The 22435-nt window shown below is 58.0% G+C and carries 24 protein-coding genes and 2 pseudogenes; 11 read left to right on the forward strand and 15 right to left on the reverse strand.

The window, feature by feature from the left end; translation table 11 throughout:
- Window positions 1–200: 200 nt before the first annotated feature.
- Window positions 201–459, forward strand: a pseudogene (locus tag J1G18_RS28175) (DUF6124 family protein); the annotation flags it as partial.
- Between the two features lie 377 nt (window positions 460–836).
- Here J1G18_RS28175 and J1G18_RS27070 read toward each other — a convergent pair.
- A complete protein-coding gene (locus J1G18_RS27070) occupies window positions 837–1370 on the reverse strand; it encodes a hypothetical protein (RefSeq protein ID WP_223009431.1) in 534 nt (177 codons plus the stop codon).
- 317 nt (window positions 1371–1687) lie between these two features.
- Window positions 1688–3211 carry a nucleobase:cation symporter-2 family protein gene (locus J1G18_RS27075; protein WP_223009433.1) on the reverse strand — a complete coding sequence of 508 codons (1524 nt, stop codon included), beginning with the start codon at window positions 3209–3211 and terminating at the stop codon, window positions 1688–1690.
- Window positions 3212–3464: 253 nt separating this feature from the next.
- Between J1G18_RS27075 and J1G18_RS27080 the strand changes: the two genes are divergently transcribed.
- Window positions 3465–3749 carry a BrnT family toxin gene (locus tag J1G18_RS27080; RefSeq protein WP_103484283.1) on the forward strand — a complete coding sequence of 95 codons (285 nt, stop codon included), beginning with the start codon at window positions 3465–3467 and terminating at the stop codon, window positions 3747–3749.
- A gap of 3 nt (window positions 3750–3752) precedes the next feature.
- Complete coding sequence (locus J1G18_RS27085; protein WP_115989355.1) at window positions 3753–4085, forward strand: BrnA antitoxin family protein; 333 nt, start codon at window positions 3753–3755, stop codon at window positions 4083–4085.
- A 2-nt stretch (window positions 4086–4087) separates the two neighbouring features.
- Here J1G18_RS27085 and J1G18_RS27090 read toward each other — a convergent pair whose 3' ends face one another.
- Both J1G18_RS27090 and xth read right to left on the reverse strand, forming a co-directional pair.
- Window positions 4088–4915, reverse strand: coding sequence for an arylamine N-acetyltransferase family protein (locus J1G18_RS27090; protein WP_139055562.1), 828 nt, complete (start codon window positions 4913–4915; stop codon window positions 4088–4090).
- Window positions 4916–5015: 100 nt separating this feature from the next.
- Window positions 5016–5810, reverse strand: a complete 795-nt coding sequence (xth, locus tag J1G18_RS27095) for an exodeoxyribonuclease III (RefSeq protein WP_223009435.1) — start codon at window positions 5808–5810, stop codon at window positions 5016–5018.
- A 127-nt stretch (window positions 5811–5937) separates the two neighbouring features.
- On the opposite strand from xth, the gene J1G18_RS27100 reads away from it, so the two are divergent.
- Entirely contained in the window at window positions 5938–6522 is a 585-nt protein-coding gene (locus tag J1G18_RS27100) for a GNAT family N-acetyltransferase (RefSeq protein ID WP_134786882.1), read from the forward strand.
- 90 nt (window positions 6523–6612) lie between these two features.
- On the forward strand, window positions 6613–6912 hold the full coding sequence (locus tag J1G18_RS27105; protein ID WP_096796939.1) for a hypothetical protein: 300 nt from the start codon (window positions 6613–6615) through the stop codon (window positions 6910–6912).
- 92 nt (window positions 6913–7004) lie between these two features.
- On the opposite strand, the gene J1G18_RS27110 is transcribed toward J1G18_RS27105, so the two are convergent.
- The 5 genes from J1G18_RS27110 to J1G18_RS27130 all read right to left on the reverse strand — a co-directional run bounded on the left by J1G18_RS27110 (window position 7005) and on the right by J1G18_RS27130 (window position 11346).
- Window positions 7005–8573: a sensor domain-containing diguanylate cyclase gene (locus J1G18_RS27110; RefSeq protein WP_223009438.1), complete on the reverse strand. Its 1569-nt coding sequence runs from the start codon at window positions 8571–8573 to the stop codon at window positions 7005–7007.
- 223 nt (window positions 8574–8796) lie between these two features.
- Window positions 8797–9321: a hypothetical protein gene (locus J1G18_RS27115; RefSeq protein ID WP_139055566.1), complete on the reverse strand. Its 525-nt coding sequence runs from the start codon at window positions 9319–9321 to the stop codon at window positions 8797–8799.
- A complete protein-coding gene (locus J1G18_RS27120) occupies window positions 9318–10046 on the reverse strand; it encodes an alpha/beta hydrolase (RefSeq protein ID WP_098964675.1) in 729 nt (242 codons plus the stop codon). The genes J1G18_RS27115 and J1G18_RS27120 overlap by 4 nt, the downstream gene beginning before the upstream one ends.
- Before the next feature lie 2 nt (window positions 10047–10048).
- Window positions 10049–10546 (reverse strand): PAAR domain-containing protein, encoded by a 498-nt coding sequence (locus tag J1G18_RS27125; RefSeq protein WP_098964676.1) that lies wholly within the window; start codon window positions 10544–10546, stop codon window positions 10049–10051.
- Between the two features lie 134 nt (window positions 10547–10680).
- Window positions 10681–11346, reverse strand: coding sequence for a ribonuclease T2 (locus J1G18_RS27130; RefSeq protein ID WP_097088630.1), 666 nt, complete (start codon window positions 11344–11346; stop codon window positions 10681–10683).
- A gap of 165 nt (window positions 11347–11511) precedes the next feature.
- On the opposite strand from J1G18_RS27130, the gene J1G18_RS27135 reads away from it, so the two are divergent.
- Window positions 11512–11982: a hypothetical protein gene (locus tag J1G18_RS27135; protein ID WP_223009440.1), complete on the forward strand. Its 471-nt coding sequence runs from the start codon at window positions 11512–11514 to the stop codon at window positions 11980–11982.
- Between the two features lie 76 nt (window positions 11983–12058).
- Window positions 12059–12844 (forward strand): transporter substrate-binding domain-containing protein, encoded by a 786-nt coding sequence (locus J1G18_RS27140; RefSeq protein WP_223009441.1) that lies wholly within the window; start codon window positions 12059–12061, stop codon window positions 12842–12844.
- Between the two features lie 138 nt (window positions 12845–12982).
- Here the strand turns inward: J1G18_RS27140 and J1G18_RS27145 are convergent, their stop codons facing one another.
- Together J1G18_RS27145 and J1G18_RS27150 are read right to left on the reverse strand one after the other, a co-directional pair.
- Entirely contained in the window at window positions 12983–13198 is a 216-nt protein-coding gene (locus J1G18_RS27145; protein WP_098968434.1) for a hypothetical protein, read from the reverse strand.
- A gap of 180 nt (window positions 13199–13378) precedes the next feature.
- A complete protein-coding gene (locus J1G18_RS27150; protein ID WP_223009443.1) occupies window positions 13379–13879 on the reverse strand; it encodes an Lrp/AsnC family transcriptional regulator in 501 nt (166 codons plus the stop codon).
- 119 nt (window positions 13880–13998) lie between these two features.
- Between J1G18_RS27150 and J1G18_RS27155 the strand changes: the two genes are divergently transcribed.
- From J1G18_RS27155 to J1G18_RS27165, 3 genes are all read left to right on the forward strand, one after another.
- Window positions 13999–15033 carry a histone deacetylase family protein gene (locus J1G18_RS27155; RefSeq protein WP_135296218.1) on the forward strand — a complete coding sequence of 345 codons (1035 nt, stop codon included), beginning with the start codon at window positions 13999–14001 and terminating at the stop codon, window positions 15031–15033.
- Between the two features lie 49 nt (window positions 15034–15082).
- Window positions 15083–16135, forward strand: coding sequence for an ornithine cyclodeaminase (locus J1G18_RS27160; protein WP_223009445.1), 1053 nt, complete (start codon window positions 15083–15085; stop codon window positions 16133–16135).
- Window positions 16136–16279: 144 nt separating this feature from the next.
- Window positions 16280–17695: an amino acid permease gene (locus J1G18_RS27165; RefSeq protein WP_098964680.1), complete on the forward strand. Its 1416-nt coding sequence runs from the start codon at window positions 16280–16282 to the stop codon at window positions 17693–17695.
- 59 nt (window positions 17696–17754) lie between these two features.
- Here J1G18_RS27165 and J1G18_RS27170 read toward each other — a convergent pair whose 3' ends face one another.
- The 4 genes and pseudogenes from J1G18_RS27170 to J1G18_RS27180 all read right to left on the reverse strand — a co-directional run bounded on the left by J1G18_RS27170 (window position 17755) and on the right by J1G18_RS27180 (window position 21415).
- On the reverse strand, window positions 17755–18534 hold the full coding sequence (locus J1G18_RS27170) for an EAL domain-containing protein (protein WP_135296221.1): 780 nt from the start codon (window positions 18532–18534) through the stop codon (window positions 17755–17757).
- Between the two features lie 136 nt (window positions 18535–18670).
- Window positions 18671–19543: a methyl-accepting chemotaxis protein gene (locus J1G18_RS28530; RefSeq protein ID WP_410477721.1), complete on the reverse strand. Its 873-nt coding sequence runs from the start codon at window positions 19541–19543 to the stop codon at window positions 18671–18673.
- Window positions 19529–20605: pseudogene (locus J1G18_RS28535) on the reverse strand (methyl-accepting chemotaxis protein); the annotation flags it as partial. The pseudogene J1G18_RS28535 and the gene J1G18_RS28530, both read right to left, overlap by 15 nt.
- A 447-nt stretch (window positions 20606–21052) precedes the next feature.
- Window positions 21053–21415 carry a DUF6124 family protein gene (locus J1G18_RS27180; RefSeq protein ID WP_047293169.1) on the reverse strand — a complete coding sequence of 121 codons (363 nt, stop codon included), beginning with the start codon at window positions 21413–21415 and terminating at the stop codon, window positions 21053–21055.
- 468 nt (window positions 21416–21883) lie between these two features.
- On the opposite strand from J1G18_RS27180, the gene J1G18_RS27185 reads away from it, so the two are divergent.
- Window positions 21884–22246, forward strand: coding sequence for a hypothetical protein (locus tag J1G18_RS27185; RefSeq protein WP_246881825.1), 363 nt, complete (start codon window positions 21884–21886; stop codon window positions 22244–22246).
- Window positions 22247–22435 lie beyond the last annotated feature (189 nt).

Raw genomic sequence — 22435 nt, forward strand, 5'->3', positions numbered from 1 at the left:
GGAACTCCAAGCGAACTGTCGGGAGACAAAGGGCATGGAGTTATTCAGCGCTGAAGATGACGGCTCTGGCTACTGTCAGAAATTACAGGTAAGGAGGTATTTGCGATGAACGGTCGGGGGGCTGGGGTGATTGCGGGTGGGCACTCATCGCTCCCTCCGCGGACGAAGATACCTTGCTCGTCGAAGCCTGCGAGTCGTTAGCCGCCGAACGCGCCCTCGACCACTACCTCGCGTCCGCGCAAATCATGGCGACGCCTTACACGCCAAGCAGCATGTTCATGGTCAACCCACAAACCGACACCGAATCCCTGCTGGCCAACGCCTGCGAATCCCTGACCTCGATTTCGCTGGTGCGCTTGACGGGTCGAGTCGCAACACGGTGTAGGGCATCGCCCAGTAGCGATGCTGGGAGAGTTGGCGGTGAATCAGGCGCTGGATAATGTGGTTCCAAAGGAGTAGCCGACAGCAGTTCTGGCCTCTTCGCGAGCAAGCCCGCTCCCACAGTGGATCTGCGTTGGTCACGGGTTAAGTGCTCGGCAAAGATGCCTTGTAGGCGTGAGTCTATTAAATAAATTCGTCCCCTTATCCCGCTTTATTCCAGATTATTTTTTTGCAGTCCAAGAATTGGCCGGCATATGTTTTGAGTAATGGAGGTGCGTTTTCGGATATAGCTGTGCTCGGGTCAATTGATCGGGGTAACACTTTCGTGGGAACGCGTTACCCCGGCCAATAACCTCCCGTGTTCACTTCAGTTCATCGAAAATACACTAGCTTTAGGCGCAAATACTAAGCACCTGCCCATCAAAAAGAGGCACTAGGGCGTGGATTACGGGTTTTCACGTCAGTGATGCTTTTTTTGAAGGGTGATTGTCTTTGAGTGTGAAGGAGATTGTACGCAACGTGAAACTGTAGGTCTTCACACCTTCAATCGTAGTCGTCATCTGCAATCTTACTTCATCAAAGTCTTTGCCGTTTTTTGGGGTGATACTTTCATTAAATTTGAAATCACCTTCGCCTTCGAATAGTTTTAGAGATTCTCCTTCCAATTGCTTCCCTTCCAATAGTAAATCCCTATAGATAATCATTCTGGATGGGAAAGACACGTGGCCGATGAGTTTTGCACTCGTGGCACTCCCCTCTTTCAGTGTCAAGCCGTACCCAAAGTAGTCCTCTCTCCCTTGGCCATACAGTTCGGCCTTCAAACTCGGCTCAGGGGTCACTGTACAATTATTGTCAGACAATCCCATGGTGATAAAAACCCTCGCTTCAGTGTGTTTCCCCTCGAGCAATTCAACAGACTCTGAGATTTTTCCACCCACTGGATAAGACTTGAAGTCTTCGACGCGGGGTTTTAGCGATGTAGATGACATGGTAGAACTCCATCGATTGGTTGGACGACGAAGTTATTAAGGGAGTAATAGAAGACTTTGGCTACTGTCAGAACTATCAGGTCGGAGTGGGTTTCCGATGAACGGTCGCGCAGGTCGCAACCGCCTCGACACCCATCTGTTATCGAGCCTCATCTGCCAATTCGACTGCCCTTGGCCACCAGAATGGAAAGCCAAATAACGTCGTGCTCATCATCGATCACCCAACATCGCCCATCGGGGTGAGCATATTCATCATCAACCAAACGAAAAGGCCGATCTGTCTCACAACAGATCGGCCTTTTTCATGCCGTCAGCGCTCAGACATGCTCGCCACTCTTCGCCTGCACCTTCGGCGCGCCATGCCCATGATCGTGTTCATCAGGCTCGATCACCGGCACTTCCTTGCCATCGCAATCGTGCAGCTTGCCGTCGCTGAAGTAATCGCCTTCACGCAGCGCCGCCAGGTCGCGATAACGAAGGGTGCGCTCTTCCGCTGCGGCGAAAACCGACTGCTGGTCCGAGTTGCCGGCGGTAAAGTGGTTGAAGGTCAGGTTCAGCACAATCGCCATGATCGCCGAGGAGCTGATGCCTGAATGGAAAATGGTCGCGAACCAGCTCGGGAAATGATCGTAGAAGTTCGGCGCGGCAATCGGGATCATGCCGAAGCCGATCGAGGTGGCGACGATGATCAGGTTGACGTTGTTGCGGTAATCGACCTTCGACAACGTGCGAATCCCGCTCGCCGCCACCGTACCGAACAGCACGATACCGGCGCCGCCCAGCACTGAGGTCGGCACCGCAGCGATCACCCGGCCCATGAACGGCAGCAGACCGAGAATCACCAGAAAGATCCCCCCGGTAGCCACCACATAACGGCTCTTGATCCCGGTCACCGCCACCAGCCCGACGTTCTGCGCGAAGGCGCTCTGGGTGAACGAACCGAAGATCGGCGCAAACATGCTCGACAGCATGTCCGCGCGCAGACCGTTGCCCAGGCGCTTGGAGTCGACCTTGGTGCCGATGATCTCACCGACCGCCAGAATGTCCGCCGAGGTTTCCACCAGCGTCACCATGACCACGATGCACATCGACAGGATCGCGGCGAAGTGGAAGGTCGGCATGCCGAAGTGGAACGGCGTCGGGAAGCCGAACATCGGCCCTTGGGTAACACTGGAGAAATCCGCCATGCCGAGGAACACCGCCAGAATCGTGCCGATCACCATGGCCAACAGGATCGACAGACGCGAGATGGTCGAGCTGCCGACCTTGCTCAGCAGCAACACCAGCACCAGCGTCACCGCCGCCAGACCGATGTTCTGCATGCTGCCGAAGTCCGGCGCGTGGCTGTTGCCCCCCATGGCCCAACGCGCGGCCACCGGCATCAGCGTCAGGCCGATGGTGGTGATCACGATGCCGGTTACCAGCGGTGGGAAAAACTTGGTGATTCGCGAGAACACCGGGGTGATCAGCAAGCCGATCAACGACGCGGCAATCACCGCGCCCAGCACCGACTGGAAGCCGCCCTCCCCGCCACTGCTGACGATCGCGACCATGGTCGCCACACCGGAGAACGACACGCCCTGCACCAGCGGCAACTGACAGCCAAAAAACGGTAGACCCAGGGTTTGCAGCAGTGTCGCCAGCCCCCCCGCAAACAATGAAGCAGCAATCAACAAACCAATGTCCGCCGGCGACAGCCCGGCCGCCTGGCCGATGATCAGCGGCACCGCAACGATACCGCCGTACATGGTCAGAACATGTTGCAGGCCGTAAGCCATATTCGCGCCGACCCCGAGATTTTCGTCCTCGGGCCGTTGGTGTGAAACATGGGGCGTTTTCATGTGGGGGGTTCCCTGGTTTTTGTTATGCGCACACTGTATTCAATACTCGGGACAAATGTCCATAGAGTTGTATACAACTTGTCAGTCACATAATGGATCGGTAGCCACCCAAGCTTCTATCTCGCCACCTCCATCTCCCACAAATCCGGCAACACATCCCTTCCTGCCCCCGGTTCTTATCGCACTAGGCTGAATTATTCATGGCGACCAGCGGTGCACCGGCGCTCTTTTTTATACATATAAAGTATGCATAATGAAGTCATTCGAAATTCAGTACGACAAAAGCAAGAACGCAGCCAACAAACTCAAGCACAGGGGCGTCAGCCTTGCCGAGACCGAGCCGGTCTTTCACGACGAACGCGCGCTGACGATCGAGGACAACGACCATGACGAACAGCGCTGGATCACCCTCGGTCTCGATGGCAAAGGACGTTTGCTGGTGGTTGCGTACAGTTATCGCGAAGCCAACGTCGTACGAATCATTTCTGCACGTGTCGCCACACCGAGCGAGCGTTGCGCTTATTTTCAGGAGGCTTGAACGATGAAAGACGAATACGACTTCTCGCAGGGCAAACGGGGAGCCTTGGCGCCCACCAAGGGCAAGACCCGCATCACCATCATGCTCGATGACGCCGTCATCGAAGCCGCCCGCAGCGTGGCGGAAAACGAAGGCTTCGGTTATCAGACGGTGATCAACAACACTCTGCGCCATACCCTGCTGGAGGCTGGCAGCAAAACGCAGGACGTCGAGCCGCACCACTCCGGGCAATTCAAGAAAGGCATCACCGCCGCCGACCTCAAGAGTCTGGAAAAAAAGCTGTCGGCGGCGGTCGGGGAAATCCGCCGGGTACTGGAACCGGAGGCCAAGCCCTGAGATCAGGCCGGTACAAGCATCCGCGCCAGCGACTGGCGCACATGCGGCTGGTCAGGCACGCGCAGGCCGAATTCCTGCTCCAGCACTTCAAGCAGTTCATCGACATCCGCCACCTCGCGCCGCTCGCTGTCGGCGCCCATGTGATGAATCGCGAAGCTGCCGTTGTTCAGGGTCCGCCGCCAGCCATCGCCAGTGCGCGCAACCATTAGCCGTTTGGCGAACGGTGACTCGGGATGGGTCGAGACGTACCAGTTGCCGAGCGTGTAATCGATGTCTTCCTGGCGTTGCAGATCAAACAGGTACATCGCGCGCCATTCGCCGGCGACATTGGCGCGCAGCATGTAACCATCGGCCTGTTTCTCGATGCGATAGGACTCGTGCGGCGTCGCCTGTTCAGCCTCGGTATCGAGCAGCAGCGGCGCGGTCGGCACCATACCGCCAAAGCCGACGTCGGTGATGTAGCGCTCGCCATCGATGATTACCAGGCTCAAGCGGTGGGTACGCGCCGTCCACGTGCCTTCGGGTTGCGCCAGCACCACACGCCCGGAGATGCCACGGGCGTCGAAGCCCAGCTCCAGCAATAACGCCAGAAACAGATTGTTCAGTTCGTAGCAGTAACCACCCCGGCCACCGTGGAGAACCTTTTGTTCGACCGAGGCCAGATCGATCAGCACCGGCGCGCCAGTGATCGTCGACAGGTTCTCGAAGGCAAAGACGCCGGTGTGGCGCAACTGCAACTGCCGCAGGGTTGTCAGTGTGGGGGGCGGTGGAATGTCGAACCCCAGGTGTTGCAGGTACAACGTCGGATTCGCCAGACGTGGCTCGCTCATTGCTCAGTCCTTTTGCATGTGGCCGCGGATCGTTGCGCCGCTGGCCGACATGTATACGGGATCGAGCCCCGACTCCGACAATTGATTTCGCCAATCAGCGCTACCGACGCTTGCGCGAACCGATGCGAATCCAGGTCGGCGCATGGTCGCTGGCGTGCGGTTCGTTGCGCACCCAGGCGTCGACGCCGGCCTCGTGCAGATACGGGCTGAGTGCCGGGTTGAGCAGCAGATGATCGATGCGCAGACCGGAGTTGGTTTGCCAATGCTGGCGAAAGTAATCCCAGAAGGTGTAGAGGCGATCGTCGGGATACAGATGGCGCAGCGAATCAGTCCAGCCCTGATCAAGCAGCCGTTGATAACACTCGCGGCTTTCGGGTTGCAGCAGCGCATCCTTGAGCCAGGACCGGGTGTTATAGATGTCCATATCGGTGGGCACCACGTTGTAATCACCGGCCAGCACCACCGGATGATCGCTGCTTTGCAAATCCTTGGCGTAGCGGATCAAGCGTTCGAACCAGGCCAGTTTGTAGTCGAACTTCGGCCCCGGCTGCGGGTTGCCGTTGGGCAGGTACAGGCAGCCGACCAACACACCGTGCACCGCCGCCTCCAGATAACGGCTGTGCTTGTCCTCGGGATCGCCCGGCAGACCGCGGCGACTCTCCAGCGGCTGCGCATCGCGAGCGAGAATCGCCACGCCGTTCCACGACGCCTGCCCGTGCCAGATCGCGCCATAGCCGGCGGATTCCAGTTCGGCGGCCGGGAATGCACTGTCGACTGACTTGAGCTCTTGCAGGCAAGCGATGTCCGGTTGCTCGCGCTTGAGCCACGCCAGCAGGTTCGGCAGGCGTGCGCGCAGGCCGTTGACGTTGAATGTGGCGATCCGCAGGTTTTTCATCGTCCAGGCTCCGGCGAACAAGGTGTGAAATTTGTGACCCTGTGCTAACGGCGGTGGTTGCATCGGATCAACCGGCTGCGGCGTAATAGGCGCTCGTCACTGCCCCGAACTGCCGAGACTCGCCTCCATGCTCACCACGCTGCAAGGCCCGCGCATCCTCCTGCGTCCACTTCAGTACAGCGACACCGACGCCCTGCTCCGCGCTGCCGCCGACGGCGAACTGTGGAACCTCACCGTCACTGTGGTGCCGTCGGCGAGCACCATCGACAGCTATCTGAAAAAAGCCCTCGACGGCCGTGATGCCGGCACGGTCATGCCGTTTGTGATCGTGTTGAAGGATAGCGGCGAAGTGATCGGCTCGACCCGGTTCTGGAAGATCGACCCGCTCAATCGCAAGCTGGAAATCGGCAGCAGCTGGATCTCGGCACGCTGGCAGAAATCCTTCGTCAACACTGAAGCTAAATACCTGATGTTGCGTCACGCTTTCGAGGTGCTCGACTGCGTGCGAGTGCAGTTCACCACCGACGAGAACAACCAGAAGTCGCGCAACGCGATTCTGCGCCTCGGTGCGCAACAGGAAGGCATCGTGCGCCACGAGCGGATCATGCCCGACGGCCGCAAGCGTAACTCGGTGCGTTTCAGCATCATCGATGACGAGTGGCCGCAGGTGCGGCAGGTGCTGGAGCAGAAACTGGCTGAGGATCGAGGCTGAGGCTCGACAACCGCCCGTCAGCCAATCGGCACCAACAGCTGCGGCCGTCAGACCAAAGTCAGGTAACCGAACCTTTTTGGGAGACGTACCATGACAACGCGCAAACTGACTTCCCTGTTGCTCGCCGGGCTGCTGGCCACCGCCTCGGTCGGCGCCTTTGCCGCCAATGACGGGGCGGATGCCTCCGGCACCAAATCCGGTGCTACAAGCGGCACCAACATGCCACCCAACAGCACCCCCGGCGCTCCGAAAAACGGTGACAGTACCGATGGCGCCGGCAAGGGTACCGGCACCAACAGTGGCACCATGGGTTCTGGATCGGGAGCGGGGGGCGGCACTGGTTCGGCCGGCGGCGGAACTGGCGGTGCCGGTGGTGGCACAGGCAGCTGAACGAACAAGCGTGACCGCTGGTGATCCGGCATGAAGGCATGAATCTGTGGCGCTGGAATCCGATTCCTCGCCACAGATCAAGCGCGGAGGCTTTAGCGATCCGACCGCATCAACTCGGCAACACCCTCCTCCAGCGACAACACCGCCGCGCGATTGCGCCCGGCATTTTTTGCCTGATACAACGCCGCATCAGCACGCTGGATAAACACTTCAAGGCTGTCATTGCCGCTCGGAATAAATGAGTAGCAACCCAGACTGACCGTCAGGTATCCGGTGGGCGAACCGCTGTGAGTAATGCGTTTATCCATCACACTGCGGCGAATCTGCCCGGCGATCGCCAGTACGCCATTTATGTCGGTGTCCGGCAGCAACACCGCAAACTCCTCGCCACCGTAACGCACCGCCAGATCAGCCTTGCGCTGGCAGCAATTCTTCAACACCTGCGCCACCTGAGTCAGGCAGTGATCCCCTGCCACGTGCCCGTAGGCATCGTTGTAGCGCTTGAAGAAATCGATATCGAGCATGATCAGGCCGACCGGACTCGACTGTCGGGCACCGCGGGCAAACTCAATCTCCAGCGAACGCTCGAACAGGCGCCGATTCGCCAGCCCCGTCAAGCTGTCGTGGGTCGCGATCTGCTCCAGTGTGCGCTGTGCCTTGCGCAGGTTTTTCTCGATTCGCTCGCCGTCACGCACCTGATGAATGAACACCCAGCCGAACAGGCCGACGCCGAGAATCACCAGCGCCACAATCACGCTGGACTGAAAGGCCCGCTCATACCAACCCTTGAGAATCGTGTCGCGCGAAGAGGCGGACGCTACCACCAGCGGATAAGCCGCCAACTGGCGGTAGCCGTACAAGCGCACCACGCCGTCGACCACCGACTTGATCATCGCAGTGCCGGCCGGGGCTTCGGGCAGCAGCTTCTGGTAGATCCTGCCTCGCGCCAGCGACGAGCCGATCAGGCCTTCGTCGAACGGTCGCCGCGCCAGCAACGTGCCGTCCTTGAGTCCGAGAAACATGATGCCGTTGTCATCGAGGCTGAAGCTTTTGAAGAACCGGTCGAAGTACGCCATCTTGATCCCGGCCATCAGCACGCCCTGGAAATTGCCGGCGCGGTCGTTGATGCGTTTCGAGATCGGGATGATCCACTCGCCATTCTCGCGGCTGCGAATCGCCGGGCCGATGTGCGCCACGGTAGAAACGTTCTGTTGGTGAAACCTGAAGTACTCGCGGTCGGCCACACCCTTGCCACGGGGCAGGTCCGGGAACGAGGTGATCACCCACTGGCCCTCGCGATCGAAGAGGAACATGCCGTGCAACTGCTCCAGTTGCTGCACCCGACGCGCGAAGGTTTTTTGCAGACGTGGTCGCTGCGCGGCGCCATAACCATCGTCCTCAACCCAATCGGCAAGACTGGTGAGCACAAGGTCGGCGGCCAGAAACGTGTCTTCCGCCTGCTGCGCCATGGCTCGGGTCAGGTTGGTGGAAGCGATCTGCGCGTTCGCCAGGTCCTGACGCCGTGTCTGCTCCAGTTGCAGATAGAGCAAGCCGGACAGGCACAGGCACACCGCAACGATGAACAGCGCTGCCGCCTTGCGCAGCGGCAGGCGTTTAAGCGTGCCGGGAGTCTGATGCGGGTCGTGAATGGGGATTGGCAAAAACGTGTCCTGGGCAGGTACGACAGGGGCCGCAGCCCGAAACCCTTACTTTTCATGAGCGTAGCCCAGCGGGGTGCGCACAGCAAACCCGCCCCGCCAACACACGCCTGCCCCGCTGTATCGGCGCGCAAGGGATTTGGATGACCTCCGCACGTCGATTTATTTTCAGTGGTGGTTTTGCGGGTGATCGCCCTCGCGTATCTGCGCAGGGCAGCGATGACGGCTATCGGGGTTTGTTGATTTCGCGCAGCAGATCCGCGACTGGCAGGTTCATGGTGTTTGAGTAGTAGGGTTTGTAGCCGTACGCGGTGACGACGACTTTGCAGGGGATTTGTTGTTTGTTCGCGAGGAGTTGATTCAGTTCTATTACTGAAAGATTTCTCTCAGAACTTCGGTTGCTGGAAGTTTCACTGAGGAATGCGCGAGTAAGGTAGGAAAACTTTCCCTTGTTGTTTTCATTTTTTTCCGATCGTATCAAACCGGATGCGGAGAACTGTATGGCTTTGCCTACTGAGAAATCATGATCATCCGCCAATGCGCAATGAAGCATGCCCGAAATCATCCCAACTCGCTCCCCGCGATCAAAAAGATCCAACACATCAACGTCCGACTGATACCGGATGATGTATAGCAGCGACTTTTCTCTTTCCACAGATTCGAAGCTCAGGTTTGCGGGAGGCTTTGTGTGGTCTTTCGCACAACCTGAGCAAATAGCGAGCAAGCAACAAATGAGCACCCTGTACATCATGGAAAATCCTTCATGATTGAGTCAAAAAGCATATCGGCTGCCGATTTGCTCCCCGCGATACGGGCAGTAAACAACCCCAATGCATTTGCATGATTAGTGTCTATATTGACGTTCAATGAAGGGCCACAGGAGATAAGCCACTTTTCACCAAAATCAGCGACCCCATCTGACGAATCTCTTTTAGTTGGCATCGCTTTGATGTTGATCCAGTCGGCAGCAATTGGATCGGGGCGTTCGCGATAAATATCCGACCCCAACCAGACCAGGGCCCCTTCACCCACGGGATCAAGGGTAATCAGCATCTGAATCCGGTAACCCCATTCCGACATGATCTTTGTCAGATGCGCACCGTTCCACCCACCGAGGCTATGACCCACGATATAGACAGGACAGCTCTTGTAGGGGATCAGACTCAAGACATGTCGCTGAATATCCTGTTTTCCTCTGACTTCGTTATAGCCCAGCCACTCAGACTTATATTTACCCTCCTTTGCCAAGCTTGTCGTGCGCTCATCAAAGTCCTTCCGTGCCTCTTGGATGTTTCCATAAGGCCCCGAAAAATAATAACGTTCCTTATCCCCAGCGCCTCCGACGAAAACAACAATCGCCTTGGTACTCTCCACCGGCACAGGCTTGTCACTGACATCCTTCTTGTCCGTCAGCGCATGTTCCTTGTGCAACTTGTAATTGTTGCCTTTCGCGCACGTTACTGTTTCAGCGGCCATGCTCACTCCTCCAAAAACAGCTTGATGGTTTCAGGCAGGTGCGAGCTGACTTCGTGGGTGAACCCGTTAGCGTCAGACACCCCGTGCTCCAGACGCCCGTCTGCGCGCTGGATCACGTAGGGATGATTGGTCATGGGCTCACCGGTCACGTCATTGACCAGTTTCAATTTGTCCGTGAAATGCACCGGCATCGGCAGCAATCCACTGAAAGGTGCCGCTGTTACCGTGTCACCAATGATGACCGTGCCCGACCCGCCAATGACCACATTGCCGTGCCCACCGGTGCTGTCCAGGGTCGCGGCGTTTAAGCCATTGATAAACACCGTCGAGGAAACGCCGCCAGTAATCGGGCTGCCGCACGCTGATTTATCGGTCATTCGGGCAGCCGCCAAGCCGTCGAAATTCACATTCGGCGAGCCACTGGCAATCGGATTGGTGCCATGTCCCGGGAGTGGACAGGCGGTTGGATCGGTGACGCGGGCGGCGGGTTTTCCGCTCATGAACAGCTCCTTGCAGTGTTACGGGTCATCCTTTGGGGGGCGCAAGCATGCGTGAATTTTCCGGGTGCTTCAAACCTCCAGGCAAAAAAAGGCGCCCGATCGAGGCGCCTTTTTCATTCGTGCAACCACTCACATCAACGCGACGGCGGCACCCGAATATCCCCCGCCCGGCACTGCGTCTTCACGCCCTTGCCGCACGCGCCGAACTGCAGATCCTTGCCCATGCACACCCGCACTTCCGAGAGTTCCGGGCCGCTGCAGATCACCGCGATGCCATTGGCCGGGATCCCCGGGTTGGCCTTGCGGAACAGGTCGGCGATTTCCTGGGCTTCGAAGTAATACGAGCTGCTGAACGGTTGCAGCTCCTGCGGGATTTTCACCGCGCCAACTGCTTTGTCCGCCTCGTCCAGATAACCCATCGCGCCCAGACCGCTGCAAGTGCCGTGCTTGGACCATTCGTGGTCAAGCAGTTTCCTGGTCGGGAACAGTGTCAGGCCCTTGGTTGTTTCCGCGGCCGACAACGTGGTCAGTGGAGGGCAGGACTCCGGCCAGCCGCCGTTGGCGTATTGCGGCCACAAGCCGTGCAGCACGAAGCCGTAGCCCTTGCCGGAGCATTGCACGTCATCTTTGTGGGTGAGGCAGAACGTTGGCGACCAGGACAGCGTCAGCAGGTAGTAATCGAACTGCCCCGCTACCGCTTCCGTTTGTACCTTGCTGGCGTTCGACTGACGCGCCGAACTCAGGCCGATGCTACCGGCCGTCAGCGCGATCAGCGCCAGAATTGTAAACAGCTTTTTCATGTACCCGCTCCTTGGGACGCCTGCGTCCGTGGTTTTTGATGCTGACCAGACTTGGCCAGCGCTGATTTCGCCATGCTTGTGTTGCAAGCGCATGACGCAAGGCAACGCCACACCCCGTTGAACGGTCTACGATTAACAGGCAGACATCAAACCAAGGGATCCGAAATGAGTAAAGCAGACGAACTCGCCGCCAAACTCAAGCAAACCCGGCACACCCATGCGGATGCCGCGCTGGAGATCGATTGCTGGCCGGCGCAGGTCTACGATCTGTACCACCGCATCGAGGGCTGGCTGCAACCCGTCACCGAAGTCGGCCTGAAAATCCGCCGCAATCCAACCCACGTTTGCGAGAGATCACCGGATGGCGAAAGCCACCATTACGCGATCGACCAACTGCTGATCGAAGCCAACCAGCAAACCCTGACCTTTGATCCCATCGCCCGGTTTACTGAAGACGGCGCCGGCCGCGTGCAGATCACCCTGCCCGAGCGCAACACCTATCTGTTGCGCACCGTCGATGAACATCACGAAAGCCATTGGTGGCTGCAAACGGTGGAAACCGGGCAGGAACTGGATGCGATTGCGCTGACGGAGAACAATCTGTTGCAGGTGGTGCAGGAAGGTCTCGGCCTCTGACAGCGAACTGACCATAGGGATCAGCGCCGAGAACGTGGTTAACTTCTCGCTCCGATCCCTTTGAAGCCCGACAGACATGCCCATCAATAAAAAACTGCTCTTGCTCGGTTCATTGCTGGCGCTGAATTTCAGCGCTCAGGCCGCCGAGCAACCGTCACACCTCGACATCATCCAGCAACAAGGCCAGTTGCGCGTCTGCACCACTGGCGACTACAAGCCCTACACCTTCAAACGCAGCGACGGCGACTTCGAGGGCATCGACATCGCCATGGCGCGCTCGCTGGCCGACAGCCTCGGGGTGAAAGTCGAGTGGGTGCAAACCACCTGGAAAACCCTGATGCCGGACATGCAGGCCGGCAAGTGCGACATCGGCATGGGCGGGATTTCGGTGACGCTGGAGCGGCAGAAAAAGGCCTATTTCAGCAACACCCTCGACAGCGACGGCAAGATCCCGCTGGTGCGTTGTGCCGATCAGTCCAAATACCAGACCATCGAGCAGATCAACCAGCCCAACGTACGGCTGGTTGAACCGGCAGGCGGCACCAACGAGGCTTTCGTCCACGCGTTCCTGCCCAAGGCGCAACTGGCCCTGCACGACAACGTGACGATCTTCCAGCAACTGCTCGATAACAAGGCCGACGTGATGATCACCGACGCCTCGGAAGCGCTGTATCAGCAGAAACTCAAACCGGGTTTGTGCGCGGTGAATCCGCACCAGTACATGCAGTATGGGGAGAAAGCCTATCTGCTGCCGCGCGATGACATCAGCTGGAAACTGTACGTTGATCAGTGGCTGCATCTGAGCAAAGTCACTGGCAGTTATCAGAAGGTCATTGGTGAGTGGCTGGCGCTGCCGCAGTAATCTTCCAGGCACAAACATTTGTGGCGAGGGAGCTTGCTCCCGCTGGGCTGCGCAGCAGTCCGCTGTTTTAAAAGCGGGGGTTGCTTCGCAACCCATCGGGGATAAATCCCCTCGCCACAGGTTCAGGTTCTATTTCTATCAATCGTTGTGCAACATCCCGGAGCTGTACTGGTTCAAGCTGCTACCAATACTGTTACCGCCGAATTTGAGGGTCGTTGCATTTGTGCGACCCTCCGGCGATTGGCAATCCGAGGAGAAACAACTGGTGGTGGTCAGCCCACCGGAGCCCGAACAGGCACTCAATACCGAGACAGCTGCAGCGATCAACAGCACTTTGACGACATTGGTGCGCATCATACGGCTCCCCTTGGGATGATCTTGTGCAAGCATCCTAGGCCTAAGCGGCGCCCGGCAAGATGAAATTTTGCTGATCGACAGCGCGGGTTCAGAATCCAGGGCTGCGGCAATCGGCTGGTCTGCCGACAACGCCGCAAAAGATTCTGTCACCCCATTGGAAAAACGCCCCCGGCCCGCTCATTCCCTTCCCGGTCTGGGTATCGCAATACGGCTACTGGTCTTGACCTCACGCAACGCCAGGCTGGACTGGATGGACGCAATCCCGACTTGGCGCCTGAGCACCTGCTCGATGAAATCGCTGTAGCTATCCAGATCCTCGGCCAGCACCTGCAACACATAATCGGCATCGCCGGTGATCTTGTGACAGGACAGCACCTGGGGCAGTTGCGCAATCACCGACTCGAAGGCGTCCGGCGCGAGATCGGCGTGGGTGGAAAAACGGATGTGCACGAACGCCATGATGTCCAGCCCGAGCATTCGCCGATCAAGGTTGGCCTGATAGCCCTTGATCACCCCGGCCTCCTCCATTCTTTTGCGCCGCCGCCAGCAAGGCGTAAGGCTCAACGACAGCCGCTCACTGAGTTCAGCGTTGGAAATACTGGCGTCTTCCTGCAACAACTCAAGAATCGCCAGGTCGGTCTCGTCGAGACTGATGCGTTTGGATAATTTTTTCTGCATGACGCCAATCCTGAGTAATAACGCCCGATTAATCTACTGAATCAAGAAAACAAAGCAAAGAAAGCGCAGGTCAGCCGGAACAGAATATTTGCACTGGCTCACATTAACGGATGCGCAGAATGTTTACAGTTTTCAGTGATTCCCACCGTTTGCACCATGGCACCGAATTGAAGGACGGCGTGCTCAAGCCGTCATTCGAACAACCGAGTCGGGCCGATACCGTGCACAACCGCGTCAAACAGGTCGGCCTGGGGCAAATCGTCGAACCGCGTGCGTTTGACCGCTCGTGCTACGTCAACGCACACAGTGAGCGCTACGTCAGTTTTCTGGAAAGTGCCTGGACCGAATGGTGCGCAACCGGACGCACGCACGATGCCTTGCCCCTGGTCTGGCCGGTACGCGATCTGGGCAACGAGCAAGTGCCAACGTTCATCGACGGCAAGCTCGGCTTCTATGCCATGGATGCCGGTTCGCCCATCACCGCCACGACCTGGCAAGCGGTGAAAACCAGCGCGGATATCGCCCTCACCGGACTCGCACTGATCGATGAAGGCCACGACAGCGCCTTTGCCCTGTGCCGCCCGCCCGGCCATCACGCTGCGCGCGAATACATGGGCGGTTATTGCTACCTCAATAACGCCGCGATTGCCGCGCAACAGGCCATCACCCAAGGCGCCAAGCGTGTCGCGGTGCTCGACGTCGACTTCCACCACGGCAACGGCACCCAGAACATTTTCTACCAGCGCAGCGACGTCATGTTCGTCTCGCTGCACGGTGAACCTGCGGTGTCCTACCCGTACTTTTCAGGTTACAGCCACGAAGTCGGCGCGGGTGTCGGCGAGGGTTACAACCTCAACTACCCGCTGCCGAAAAACACCACGTGGGAGAGCTACCGCAACGCCCTGCTCCACGCCTGCAAAAAGCTCCAGCAGTTCGCACCTGAAGTGCTGGTGATATCCCTGGGTGTCGACACGTTCAAGGATGACCCCATCAGCCACTTCCTGCTGGAAAGCGAGGACTTCATCGGCATCGGGACGCTGATCGCCAGTGTCGGCTGCCCCACCCTGTTCGTGATGGAAGGCGGCTACATGGTCGATGAAATCGGCATCAATGCGGTGAACGTGCTGCATGGTTTCGAGAGTAAACGCAGCTGAACCATCCCCGCTCTGCGGCCTTTGAATGACTGAATCGGAGAACAACAACATGACGCTTTTTATTGATGTCGATGATGCTGCACGCCTGTTCACCCAGGTCGGCATCCGCCGGGCCATCCGCGACATGGCGAGCTACATCGAAGCGGACTACGCACGCTGGGCGCAATTTGATAAATCGCCGCGCACGGCCAACCACTCGGCAGACGGCGTGATCGAGCTGATGCCCACCGACGATGGCCAGCAGTACTCGTTCAAATACGTCAACGGCCATCCGGACAACGGTCAGCAGAATTTACTGACGGTCATGGCCTTCGGGCTGCTGGCCGATGTGCAGAGTGGCTATCCGACCCTGCTCAGCGAACTGACATTGACCACCGCCGTGCGCACCGCTGCCACCTCGGCACTGGTTGCGCAGTCGCTGGCTCGCCCGGGTGCGACCTCGATGGCGATCATCGGCAACGGTGCGCAGAGTGAGTTTCAGGCGCTCGCCTTTCATGAAATGTTGGGCATCAGCGAAATCCGCATCTTCGATATTGATCGCGACGCTTCGCTCAAGTTGAAGCACAACCTGGCGGCGTTTCCGCAGATCGAAGTGATTCTGGCCGACTCGGTAAAGGACGCGGTCAAGGGTGCGCATATCGTCACCACAGTCACCGCCGACAAAGCCTACGCAACGATTCTCACGCCCGAAATGATCGAACCCGGCATGCATATCAATGCGGTCGGCGGCGACTGCCCGGGTAAAACCGAACTGCACGCCGACATCCTGCGCAACGCCCGGGTCATCGTCGAATTCGAGCCGCAAACACGCATTGAAGGCGACATTCAGCAATTGGAGGCCGACTCTCCAGTGGTCGAGTTTTTCCGGATTGTGCAGGGCGAAGTTCGCGGCCGCGAGAGCGATACGCAGGTGACGGTCTTTGATTCGGTGGGCTTTGCTCTGGAAGATTTTTCGTCACTGCGCTACCTCAACGACCTGGCTCAGCAACAGCAAATCGGCCAGCGCATCCACCTGGTACCGACGCCGGCCAACATCAAAAATCTCTTCCAGTTGCTGGAGCCGCAACCGGCAACAGCCTCACGTCTGCGCACCGTCAGTTAAGCAGTAAGGGCCGCCCCAAGCGATTTTGCGAGGGGGCCATTCACTCTCCAGGCATCGCTGTGATTAGCCGCTGCCTCTCTAACAAGAACGCTCGACACCTACTTTCTGCCAAAACTCAAAAACATAAAATCAAGAGGTTTTGCGATGAAATCGAATCCTTCCGGGCTGCTTGAACAGCCCGCGCTGCAGCGCACGCTCAGCAATCGTCACATCCAGTTAATGGCCATGGGCGGTGCCATCGGTACGGGCCTGTTCATGGGCTCAGGGAAAATCATCGCCCTCTCCGGGACGTCGATTATCCTCATCTACATGATCATCGGTCTGTTCGTTTTTTTCGTCATGCGCGCCATGGGCGAAATGCTCCTGTCCAACCTGAACTTCAAAACCTTTGCCGACTTTGCCGGCGCCTACCTCGGCCCGCGCGCGGCATTTTTTCTCGGCTGGTCGTATTGGTTGAGCTGGAGCGTGGCGGTGATCGGCGATGCCGTCGTGGTCGGTGGATTCTTCCAGTACTGGTTCCCCGAGGTACCGGCGTGGATACCCGCCGTCGGCATGCTGGCGACGTTGTTTGCGCTGAATGTGCTGACGGTCAGGCTGTTCGGTGAGGTGGAATTCTGGTTCGCGATCATAAAAATCATTGCTGTCGTGACCTTGATCGGCGTCAGCACCGTGCTGATTGCCACGTCCTTCGTGTCCCCGAGTGGCGTCACCGCATCCCTGAGTCACCTGGTGGATAAACAGGCGGCCTTCCCTAACGGCTTGTTCGGCTTCTTCGCCGGATTTCAGATGGCAATTTTCTCCTTCGCCGGCACCGAGTTGATCGGCACCGCCGCCGCTGAAACCCGATCTCCAGAGAAGACCTTGCCCAAGGCCATCAACTCGATTCCGCTGCGGATCATCCTGTTCTACGTGCTGGCACTGACCTGCATTATTGCCGTGACCTCGTGGCAGCAGGTGTCTCCGGTCAAGAGCCCCTTTGTCGAACTGTTTCTCGTGGCTGGGTTTCCCGCGGCCGCCGGTATCGTCAACTTCGTGGTCCTGACATCGGCGGCATCATCGGCCAACAGTGGAGTGTTTTCGTCGAGCCGCATGCTGTTCGGCCTGGCCAACCAGCAAAACGCTCCGGGCATCTTCCGGCGACTGTCAGGAAACAGCGTGCCGCTGCTGAGTCTGGCGTTCACCACACTGCTGATGCTGATTGGGGTGCTGGTACTGTTCATCGTGCCGGAAGTGATGACCGCCTTCACCATCGTCTCCACCGTGTCGGCGATTCTGGTGATTTTCACCTGGTCGACCATCCTCGCGTCTTACATTGCCTATCGCAAAAAACGCCCGGACCTGCATGCGAAGTCGGCTTACAAGATGCCCGGCGGCGTACCGATGGCCTGGTTTTCCCTGGCATTTCTAGGCTTTGTGCTGTGTCTGCTGGCATTGCGACCTGACACGCGGATCGCCTTGATGGTCATGCCGGGTTGGTTCGTTTGGTTGGCGATTGCTTACCAGTTGACCCGCTCAAGGCAGACGAAATCGGCAGTTGAGTCGGCGAGCCAGTTTGGCTGAATCTGCACGCCTGAGCCGTCACCTCAACGTGATGGCTCAGGCTCAAAGACCAGCCGCCGTCAAATCGGCTGCCACGCCTCCACCGGAATCTGCGCCATCGCCTCAAACGCCGGTTTGGCGAACCAGAAACCCTGCATCAGATAAATCCCGCAATCGGCGAGAAAATCCCGCTCCTCGGGGTGCTCGATGCCCTCGGCAATCACCTCGACGCCCAACTCGGCACACATGCCCACCACGCCACGCACAATCGCCTGGCGTACGCGGTCGCGATGGATATCGCGAATCAGCGCCATGTCCAGTTTGATCAGATCCGGCTGAAAGTCCGCCAGCAGATTCAGCCCGGAATACCCCGCACCGAAGTCATCAATGGCCGTCTTGAAACCAAACTCGCGATACTCGCGCAGGATGTTCATCAAGTGCTTGTTGCTTTCAACGTGCTCGCCCTCGACCGCTTCGAAGATCAACCGCTCAAGCGGAAACGCATGCGCGCGCGCCGCCTCCAGCGTGCTGCGAATGCACAAGTCCGGACGATAAACGGCGTTCGGCAGGAAGTTGATCGAGAGGAACCCGGTGAGCCCCAGCTGCGCTGCCGTAGAGATCGCCCGCACACGGCACAGTTGATCGAAGCGATAGCGGTTCTGGTCATCGACCTGCTGCAGAACCGAAAGCGCCCCTTCGCCCTGCACGCCCCGGACCAGCGCCTCGTGGGCGAAGGTCGATTGATCACGCACATCGACAATCGGCTGGAACGCGAAGGAGAACGCCATATCGGCCTCGCCTTTTTGCCGGCATCCTTGGCACCCCCCGCTGGGCTGGGGGAAAATTGGTGTATTGGTCATGACGCCCCCTGAGAGCGGGTTGCAACCATCCATGGCCCAGAAAAAAATCACTGCACGGACCGGGTGGCGCCGCTTGGCGGCCCCCGCTTATACAGGCTGACCGGTCAATTCCGGCCAAGTTCATTGCGAAATGCCATCAGGTGCGGAAATGCGCCGTCATGCGTTGCAGGTCCTGCCCCAGCGATGCCAGCTCAATGGTCGCGGCAGCGCTTTCTTCGCTGGCGACGGCCGACTGATCGGCCACATCGCGCACACTGACGATGCTGCGATTGATCTCATCGGCCACCGCACTTTGCTGCTCGGCGGCGGCGGAAATCTGCAGGCTCATTTGCTGGATCGTGCCGATCGAATGGTTGATCTCGGTAATCGCCTGCTCGGCCTTCTGCGCCAGCACCACCGTGTCCAGCGTACGCTCACGGCTGGATGTCATCAGTGTCGAAGCCGCTTGAGTGCCCTGTTGCAAAGTGACAATCAGCGCTTCGATTTCCTTGGTCGAATCCTGGGTGCGCTGCGCCAGCGAGCGCACTTCATCGGCAACCACGGCAAAACCACGCCCCTGCTCACCCGCACGCGCCGCTTCAATCGCCGCGTTCAGCGCCAGCAAATTGGTCTGCTCGGCGACTGCCTTGATCACATCGATGACCTTGCCGATCTGCTCACTGTCCTGGGACAGCACGTTCATCGCCGCGCCCAAGTCTTCGATCGCCACCGACAGTTCGCTGATCTGCACGGTCGCCTGCTTGACCACCGCACTGCCGTGGCGTGCCTGCTGATCGGCCAGGGTCGCGGCGGCGGATGCGTCGGTGGTGTTGCGCGCCACCTCCTGCACGGTCGAGGCCATTTCGTGCATCGCCGTGGCGACCTGATCCACCTCGACTTTCTGCTGGCGCACGCCGGCGCTGGTCTGCTCGCTCATCGCCGAGAGCTTCTCGGCCGATGTCGAAATATGCGTCACGCCGTTACCGATCCCCTGCACCAGCGTGTTCAGGCTTTGCGCCATGTCCTGCATCGCGTTTTGCAGATCGCCCAACTCATCCTTGCGGCTGGATTTGGCTTGCACCGTCAGATCGCCTTTGGCAATCCGTCGCGCCAGCTCCACCGTCAGCGCCAGCGGCCCGGTGATCTGCCGCGAGATCAGCACCGCAGCCAACAGACCGACCACCAGCGCCAGCACGGTCAGCACGGCAATCTGGATAAACGCACGCTGTTGATCGTCCCGCGCCAGACGCTGCTGCGTGTCCATCAGGCCGGTCATGATGCTGTCCATCGCCTGGCTCTGCTGATCCACCTGCTGGCGCAGGCTCTGCTTCTGCTCGAACAGCGCGGCGACCTGCACCAGCACCTCACGATAACGGCGCATCCCGGCCTGCGCCTCTTCAAGCTGACTCGACAGAGCCGCCGGCAAACCGCTGCGCGCCTTGCTCATGTCGGCCAGAAACGCATCGGTGGTGTCCAGCAGCACCTTCTTGTTGGCCTCGCTCGGCACGGCGATATAACGCCGCAACATCAGACGAAACATCGTCATGCCATTGCGCAGATCCGCCACCGTGCGCAAGTCCGCCACACGCGCGCTGTCGGCAGATGCCAATGCGCTGGCCGTGGTGCTCTCGAACATGCTGTTGAAGGTCTCGGCGTACTTGTCCGACATCGCGCCCAACGGTTTCAGCGCATCGCTGGTCGCCTTGTCCGCCTCGACCAAACGCTTGACCTGCTGATCGTAAGCCAGCGTGGTGTCCTGCAAACGCTTCAAGGCCTGCTGGTTTTCCGCCCGCGTCAGGGTCTGCAACGCCTTGGCGATCAGCCCTTGCAACACCGTCAGCTGCGACTGATAAGCCTCGGCATAAGCGACATCCGCCGCCGCTTCGTACTGCTTCTCCGACAGCCGCATATCCTGCGTCGCATCGTTGAGCGTGCCGATCAGACGCGTGGTGTCCAAACGATCAACCAGCACATTGCTGCTGCTATAGCCAATGAAGGCCACCGCCCCCACCGCCAGCAAAAGAACGCCAAACCCGGCCCCCAACTTTCGGGAAACCTTGATGTTGCCCAGGAAATTCGATGCTTCTGCCATGTTCAGCCTCTAACGCCCTGACACGACTCAGCGTCAGGCACAAAAAGTAGATCTCTGATAACCGGAGTTACCGCTCATATTCGGGGTCGTCGTCCTGGGCGAAATACGGGCAGCTTCCACTGACCCGGCTGCAACAACCTGACGCGAAAAGCCGTACCGACGGCCCACGCACCAGCGGACAAATCCAGGACTCACACTGGATTTATCGTTTCAGCAAAGGTGTTGGAACGGATGCTATAAATTTTGGGAAAAGTTGTACAACTTTATATTTTTGTATAATCGTTGAACTTTTTTGATCGCGTGATGACGCATTGCCATCATTTTTTGTGGCACATCGCTATTGCTGCGAAAACAGGCTGAAAACCGCCATTTTGGGCGGTTGTTTTGCGCATCGACAGAACGCCCTCCGCGATCACAAGCTCGCCGCTCGCCACGGAGGGCAGCGATCTACGCCTTGAGCTCGACGTTATCCAACGCCTGATTCACCGCCAACTCCCCCAACATCACCACCTGCGCAATGCCCAGCAGCGTCTTGCGGTGCGAGACATCCAGCAACGCGGCGAAATCGTTGAGCATGGTCGTGGCGGAACCCAAGGATTCACTGGCGTTGGCGAGCAGGGATTCGGTGTCGTAGGCCGGGTTGGCGAGGAACATCGGTCTGGATTGATCACCGCTGGCCATGATCTGGCTGGCCGGGGTGAGGTAGTGATCGAGGGCGCGCTCGGCGGCTTCGTGGAGTTTGCGGGAATCGAGGGATTCGTAGGGGGATGCGGGGTTGGTTTCTGGGGGATTCGGTGTTGGTTTGAACATGGTGTAACTCCTGACGGATAAACGAAAAGGAGCCATCACTCTCGCTACCAAACGAAGGGTGGAGGCCATACGCAGGTTGGTAGACCGGTCGTCAGGAACCCCGGCGCATCCGAAGACGCCCCGCGCATGACCACCATAAAACGAAGACGAGAAACGCCCTCGCAAGACAGTAGTCTTGTGCTTCTGACGGAAGCGGGCTACCAAACCCGATCACTGGTTTGCAGTGACGAAGGGACGATAGAACCCGCGAGCTAGACGCACAAGCCGGGGGATTCTGTCTTAGGTGTAGGGGGAGGCGCAAGGTGGTGTAGGGCTAAGGTAGTGCAGATAACCACACTTTAAACAGGACGCATCTAAACCGTTTAAATTGAGGGCGTTGTCCCAAAGCATGGTTCCAGGCAAGTCTGATAAAGTCGGCACCGGTTCATTTGTTGACAGGTCTGGATGAAGAGCTGGAGTTTTTTTGACATGGAACGTTCGATGACGAATAAGGAACTCGCCTACGTCTATTGGGCGCTGTCTGACGCTTTTGTTGATACAGAAGTTGATTACGAAGCTATTGCGCGTCAGACGGAAGATTACGATCCTGACGAAATTAAGAGGATTCTCTATCATGAGGTAGCACCTGTCTGTCATACGAACCTTGAGACGGTGATTCCAATGATATGGTCAGCATTCAATTTAGAAAACTTGAAAACTGACATAAATGAAATGCTGAAGGCAAGAGAGAAAAGCAACTTCCGTCGACAGCGGGACAAATTACTAATACGCTGGCTTGAATTCAGATATGGCTACATCTGGAAGGAAATCCAAAAACACTATCAAAAATAAATCCGCGCACAAAAAAATGAAGCCAGTACACCTATTTCCCTGCAACGAGTTAAAGGAGTAAGAAATGGCCCACAGAACAGACAACTGCGTAGGTCAGATTTATTTACTACCAAGCATCCACTATCACTGAGCAAAGAAGACAGACCTCCACCAGCCTCCAACCCCGTCCGTCCCCCATTCCTGATAAAC

Origin of the sequence: Pseudomonas sp. MIS38 (genome assembly GCF_019891575.1) — a bacterium.
Lineage (GTDB): Bacteria > Pseudomonadota > Gammaproteobacteria > Pseudomonadales > Pseudomonadaceae > Aquipseudomonas > Aquipseudomonas putida_A.

What these genes read in the sequence shown, in the direction of transcription:
- J1G18_RS27070 (WP_223009431.1), bottom strand. Translation starts at nt 1,370, where the DNA reads ATGTCATCTACATCGCTAAAACCCCGCGTCGAAGACTTCAAGTCTTAT.
- J1G18_RS27075 (WP_223009433.1), bottom strand. Translation starts at nt 3,211, where the DNA reads ATGAAAACGCCCCATGTTTCACACCAACGGCCCGAGGACGAAAATCTC.
- J1G18_RS27080 (WP_103484283.1), top strand. Translation starts at nt 3,465, where the DNA reads ATGAAGTCATTCGAAATTCAGTACGACAAAAGCAAGAACGCAGCCAAC.
- J1G18_RS27085 (WP_115989355.1), top strand. Translation starts at nt 3,753, where the DNA reads ATGAAAGACGAATACGACTTCTCGCAGGGCAAACGGGGAGCCTTGGCG.
- J1G18_RS27090 (WP_139055562.1), bottom strand. Translation starts at nt 4,915, where the DNA reads ATGAGCGAGCCACGTCTGGCGAATCCGACGTTGTACCTGCAACACCTG.
- xth (WP_223009435.1), bottom strand. Translation starts at nt 5,810, where the DNA reads ATGAAAAACCTGCGGATCGCCACATTCAACGTCAACGGCCTGCGCGCA.
- J1G18_RS27100 (WP_134786882.1), top strand. Translation starts at nt 5,938, where the DNA reads ATGCTCACCACGCTGCAAGGCCCGCGCATCCTCCTGCGTCCACTTCAG.
- J1G18_RS27105 (WP_096796939.1), top strand. Translation starts at nt 6,613, where the DNA reads ATGACAACGCGCAAACTGACTTCCCTGTTGCTCGCCGGGCTGCTGGCC.
- J1G18_RS27115 (WP_139055566.1), bottom strand. Translation starts at nt 9,321, where the DNA reads ATGATGTACAGGGTGCTCATTTGTTGCTTGCTCGCTATTTGCTCAGGT.
- J1G18_RS27120 (WP_098964675.1), bottom strand. Translation starts at nt 10,046, where the DNA reads ATGGCCGCTGAAACAGTAACGTGCGCGAAAGGCAACAATTACAAGTTG.
- J1G18_RS27125 (WP_098964676.1), bottom strand. Translation starts at nt 10,546, where the DNA reads ATGAGCGGAAAACCCGCCGCCCGCGTCACCGATCCAACCGCCTGTCCA.
- J1G18_RS27130 (WP_097088630.1), bottom strand. Translation starts at nt 11,346, where the DNA reads ATGAAAAAGCTGTTTACAATTCTGGCGCTGATCGCGCTGACGGCCGGT.
- J1G18_RS27135 (WP_223009440.1), top strand. Translation starts at nt 11,512, where the DNA reads ATGAGTAAAGCAGACGAACTCGCCGCCAAACTCAAGCAAACCCGGCAC.
- J1G18_RS27140 (WP_223009441.1), top strand. Translation starts at nt 12,059, where the DNA reads ATGCCCATCAATAAAAAACTGCTCTTGCTCGGTTCATTGCTGGCGCTG.
- J1G18_RS27145 (WP_098968434.1), bottom strand. Translation starts at nt 13,198, where the DNA reads ATGCGCACCAATGTCGTCAAAGTGCTGTTGATCGCTGCAGCTGTCTCG.
- J1G18_RS27150 (WP_223009443.1), bottom strand. Translation starts at nt 13,879, where the DNA reads ATGCAGAAAAAATTATCCAAACGCATCAGTCTCGACGAGACCGACCTG.
- J1G18_RS27155 (WP_135296218.1), top strand. Translation starts at nt 13,999, where the DNA reads ATGTTTACAGTTTTCAGTGATTCCCACCGTTTGCACCATGGCACCGAA.
- J1G18_RS27160 (WP_223009445.1), top strand. Translation starts at nt 15,083, where the DNA reads ATGACGCTTTTTATTGATGTCGATGATGCTGCACGCCTGTTCACCCAG.
- J1G18_RS27165 (WP_098964680.1), top strand. Translation starts at nt 16,280, where the DNA reads ATGAAATCGAATCCTTCCGGGCTGCTTGAACAGCCCGCGCTGCAGCGC.
- J1G18_RS27170 (WP_135296221.1), bottom strand. Translation starts at nt 18,534, where the DNA reads ATGACCAATACACCAATTTTCCCCCAGCCCAGCGGGGGGTGCCAAGGA.
- J1G18_RS28530 (WP_410477721.1), bottom strand. Translation starts at nt 19,543, where the DNA reads ATGCAGGACATGGCGCAAAGCCTGAACACGCTGGTGCAGGGGATCGGT.
- J1G18_RS27180 (WP_047293169.1), bottom strand. Translation starts at nt 21,415, where the DNA reads ATGTTCAAACCAACACCGAATCCCCCAGAAACCAACCCCGCATCCCCC.
- J1G18_RS27185 (WP_246881825.1), top strand. Translation starts at nt 21,884, where the DNA reads ATGGAACGTTCGATGACGAATAAGGAACTCGCCTACGTCTATTGGGCG.